The organism is Limnospira sp. (genome assembly GCF_051859755.1).
Lineage (GTDB): Bacteria > Cyanobacteriota > Cyanobacteriia > Cyanobacteriales > Microcoleaceae > Limnospira > Limnospira fusiformis.
Genome location: NZ_JBIMLI010000238.1, coordinates 1 through 4,133 on the forward strand (window position 1 = coordinate 1; position 4,133 = coordinate 4,133).

General features: G+C 41.9%; 5 protein-coding genes and 1 pseudogene. All 6 read right to left on the bottom strand.

Annotated elements, in window-relative coordinates:
• On the bottom strand, positions 1 to 646 hold a 646-nt coding region (locus tag ACTIE0_RS23120; RefSeq protein ID WP_439517005.1), incomplete at its 3' end, for a WG repeat-containing protein.
• Positions 647 to 730: 84 nt separating this feature from the next.
• Entirely contained in the window at positions 731 to 1,195 is a 465-nt protein-coding gene (locus ACTIE0_RS23125) for an S-layer homology domain-containing protein (RefSeq protein ID WP_006624896.1), read from the bottom strand.
• A gap of 50 nt (positions 1,196 to 1,245) precedes the next feature.
• Complete coding sequence (locus ACTIE0_RS23130) at positions 1,246 to 1,566, bottom strand: nucleoside triphosphate pyrophosphohydrolase (protein ID WP_006624895.1); 321 nt, start codon at positions 1,564 to 1,566, stop codon at positions 1,246 to 1,248.
• A gap of 39 nt (positions 1,567 to 1,605) precedes the next feature.
• Positions 1,606 to 2,442 carry a hypothetical protein gene (locus ACTIE0_RS23135; protein WP_006668221.1) on the bottom strand — a complete coding sequence of 279 codons (837 nt, stop codon included), beginning with the start codon at positions 2,440 to 2,442 and terminating at the stop codon, positions 1,606 to 1,608.
• Positions 2,443 to 2,461: 19 nt separating this feature from the next.
• A complete protein-coding gene (locus tag ACTIE0_RS23140; protein ID WP_006668220.1) occupies positions 2,462 to 2,758 on the bottom strand; it encodes a hypothetical protein in 297 nt (98 codons plus the stop codon).
• A gap of 27 nt (positions 2,759 to 2,785) precedes the next feature.
• Positions 2,786 to 4,046, bottom strand: a pseudogene (locus ACTIE0_RS23145) (RNA-guided endonuclease InsQ/TnpB family protein).
• Positions 4,047 to 4,133 lie beyond the last annotated feature (87 nt).

The window sequence follows — 4,133 nt, forward strand, 5'->3', positions numbered from 1 at the left end:
TCTTTTTCCGAAAATCTAAAGAGTAACGGCTCATGGTAGTTGGTTGTGATAACTTATACAATAGCCATACATTATACTGTACTTTGTGTTTTGTGTAAAGGCTGTATCCCCATTGATGATTTAATTTAACTGGGGCTAGACCCTCCGCAAATTCCCCAGCTTCTGAAAATTTAGGTTCAATAATCGAGTTACCTTCCCGGTCAATATATCCCCATTCAGATCCGATCCTAACTTTTGCCCGTCCTTGGGAAAAGCTACCCCCACCATCAAATTTAGCTATAATGTGCCAATCACCTGATTTATTAATATATCCCCATTTTGTCTGATCATAAAGTTTAGCTAATGCCAAACCTTCCGCAAAATAATAGACAGGATTCAAACTAAATTTGGCAGGAATTGCTAGTCTACCTTCCCGGTCAATATATCCACTTTTATCATCCATGTTGACACTAGCCATTCCCTCCGAAAATGCCCCCAAAGATATAATATCACTTGCCAAAGTGATCACGATATTTTCTTCTGTATTAATGAAGCAATTTTGACCATTAATGATGACATTAGCTAATCCTTCGGAAAATTTTGCCGCATAGTCAAATTGAGGGGTAATTGCGAATAAATTACTATAGGCGATATATTCCCAAGACACCACATTTCTAGGTCGCAAGGCTTGACATAAAAAAGCCGCGATTTCACCCCTAGTAGCATTTTGATTAGGCTTGAGTTGTCGAACTTATGGATAATTAACCACTAAATTTTCAATCGCCCCAGCGGCAATTCTTTCCCTAGCATAATTGGGGATTGCCGCCGCATCATCAAAATATTGTGTGAGAATTTCTTCCGGGTTTTCAGGGATTCTATGCTGTAGATGTGCCGCTAAAACAATTAAGGCTTGCACCCTAGGAATAGGTTGCTGTGGGCGAAATGTACCGTCAGGATAGCAGGCCAAAAAACCTCGGCGAGTCGCTTGTTCAATATTCGATTTTGCCCAATAGTTATCGGCAACATCTTTATAGGCGATCGCCTCCTGAATTATCGGTGCATCATCAAACATCCTACACATTAACGTAGCAAACTCAGCCCTAGTTACAGGTGCATTGGGGCGAAATGTACCATCTGGATACCCTAAAATAATGTTTATATTAACTAATAAGTTAATGGCTTGAATCCCCCAGTTATTTTCTATGTCTGATTGCATTTATATATCTCAAATTATGGTGTGATAATAGCTGACCAATTATCCGAAATTTATGCAGTCCATAATAACATTATTTTCTGTTTAAAACCACCTCGTTGCGCTCGTTTTTCATCAACTTTTAATTGTATCTGCTCATCGGATATGTTATAACTTTTCTTCAACGATTCAACCACCTCTAAAATATCTGCTAATTCCTCCAATAGACTAGCATCATCGCTTTCTTGAACTTCCTCGGCTTCTTCCCTTAACTTATTTCGTAAAGCTATGCGATATTCCGCCTCAGATAAAACCTTGATTTCCGGCTTACCTCCAGATTGTCGTATCATTTCAGGAATGCGATCGCGCACCAGTTTATAATATTCTTTACGCATTCAATTATCCCCTCACACCACCAAATTTTGCTGATTAGATTACCGAGAAATTCTCGCTTCCGACAAAGCTATTTCCTGATTCCGACGATACAAAGCCACCCGATTTTGAGCCGTAGCATAGCGAGGATAGCTAGGAGATACAGCCGCCATTAAATCAGCCGCCGCCCGCCATTTTTCCGCAATTTCTAACCATTCCCTATCAGTCATTGCATCCCTTCCTAAAGACACAGCATTTTCAGCTAATTGGACAGCCTGTTTAAACAACTCTTCATCCGATAATACATCATCAGAAATTGTCTGATTGGGAGTAGGTTTCACCGATGTATAATCCGAGTTAAACAATTGAGTAACCGCTAAACTCATCCATTGATAAAAAGCAAATACCCCCACAATTAATAACACAATTATGCTGATGAGCGCAATTAATATACCCCGTGACGATTGTTGCTTTTGCACCAATTCCTGAGATGGATAACTATCAATTAGTCCCCCACTAGTATGACCCGGTAATCCCGCCCATATATGTGGTTTTTTTATGGTGATATTTTCTGACCAAAGCAGTTCACTATCTGGACTATCCAGAATATCCTCTAACCACAGTAATTGATGTTGATTAAAGACACGACTATGGATGCTAACTCGGCGAATCTTCCGGGGAGCAATTGTCTCTAAAACGTCCTTAATCTCACGGACTAAATATGATTTATCCAGATATTCTGCTTGCTTTCCTTCACAAAGTAATTGCAGAATACCCCCCACAAAAACAGCCCTAATTATTACCTTACTTTCCGCCAGATAATAATTAAGTACCTCAACTATGGCGACCACACTACCTTGGTGAGCCTGTTTGATCAAATCATTAATTGCATCCATCATTTAGCAGCCGAAACTATAGCTATTGACTGACTTCCCGAAAAAATTGCCCTAATTGACGACTCATTGACTTCACCAGTCCTTCGGATTTTTGAAGTTGAGCGTCAACTGTTGCTTCTAATTCCTTAACCCGGGCTTCGGGAAGATTAAGCAATTCTAGCAATTTTTGATAGGCGCGTGCCTCTTCATCATTAATCATTGGCTCCTCTGTAACCCTAGCACTAGAGCTAATCACCTGATAACCCAAAGCCAAAACCAATTCCCGTTCCTCTGGAGTTTGCAGTTTGGGAATCAACTCGTCAAGGGGAATATTCTTCATCAGATAATCCTTTGACACTCCCATTGCCTAAAGGCGAGGGGATTCTTCATTCATAGACCCAACTTGCTTTGACAGGATTGCTCCAGCCATAGTATAGGTCGAATCTCCTGAAGCGTTCGGGTATAAGACCCATGTTCCGCTATGCCCTAGCGTACACAAGGCTGACTTTGCTGCGCAACGCTGCGCGAACAGGATGTTGAGCGCAGCATTCCTATCCCGATCCAAGTTTAACCCACATTGACAAACATGAGTTCGAGTGGATAGGGCTTTTTTGACCACTGCACCACAGTTAGAGCATTCTTGGGAAGTATAAGCCGGGTTAACGGCAACCGTCACCTTGCCAAACTTAACCCCAAAATACTCTAGCCACTTCCTGAATTGATACCAAAGAGCATCATTAATCGACTTGGCGAGACAGTGGTTTCTAACCAAATTCTTTACCCTCAAGTTTTCATAAGCGACCAAATCGTTAGATTGGATTACGCAACGCGCCAGTCTCTTGGCGTGTTCTATGCGCTTCGCGCAGGCTTCGCCAACACGTTGCCTACTTATCTTGAGGTGTACTCGTCCTAGTTGGTTAATCGCTTTCTTTCGGTTGGATGAGCCTTTCTTTTTGCGAGAAACACGCTTTTGTCTAAATTTCAAGCGGCTCTCACCCTTTCGATAAAATCTGGGGTTAGGTTCGCGCTTGACCATTAGAATCGGTATAAAATTCCTTTAATCCTACGTCCAAACCAATCGCTTTACCCGTGGGCTGACTATCTACTTTAACATCCGCTTTGAGCATAAATTGAACATAGTAGCCGTCCGCACGACGAATAAGCCTAACCCGTTTGATTTGTTCGAGCGGGTAGAAATGTAAATCCCATGTTCCTTTGAGTTGAAGCTGGCCTATGCCTTTTTTGTCGGTGAAGGTTATTTTCTTACGAGTTTCTGATAGCTTCCACCCAGAAGTCTTGTATTCAACTGAACGACTGTTCTTTTTGAACTTGGGAAAGCCTTTCTTTCCTGGAATGGCTTTCCGGCAGTTATCGTAGAACCTTGCGATCGCCGAATATGCTCTTTCAATGGAAGCTTGACAGGCACTGGAGTTTAAGTCGCGAGCAAAAGGAAATTCATCTCGAGCGTGTTTTGCGCTAGGCGATACAAATCCTTCTGCCCAATTCCTGAATTATCCATCCAGAAACGGACGGCTTTATTGCGGATGAACTGAGCAGTTCGGATGGCCTCATAAATGGCAATGCACGTGATTTGACTTCCCTTTGGCTTTAAACTCCACTACAATCATTTATAGTACCAGACAGGAAAGTTAGGACGTATAATGGAGAGGACGAGATGACTAAGAAGACCAAAAATGCCAGCCCCCTATAGTTAC

Bases quoted from the DNA above. Each gene is read 5' to 3' on its own strand.
- ACTIE0_RS23140 (WP_006668220.1), bottom strand. From the start codon at position 2,758: ATGAAGAATATTCCCCTTGACGAGTTGATTCCCAAACTGCAAACTCCA.
- ACTIE0_RS23125 (WP_006624896.1), bottom strand. From the start codon at position 1,195: ATGCAATCAGACATAGAAAATAACTGGGGGATTCAAGCCATTAACTTA.
- ACTIE0_RS23135 (WP_006668221.1), bottom strand. From the start codon at position 2,442: ATGATGGATGCAATTAATGATTTGATCAAACAGGCTCACCAAGGTAGT.
- ACTIE0_RS23130 (WP_006624895.1), bottom strand. From the start codon at position 1,566: ATGCGTAAAGAATATTATAAACTGGTGCGCGATCGCATTCCTGAAATG.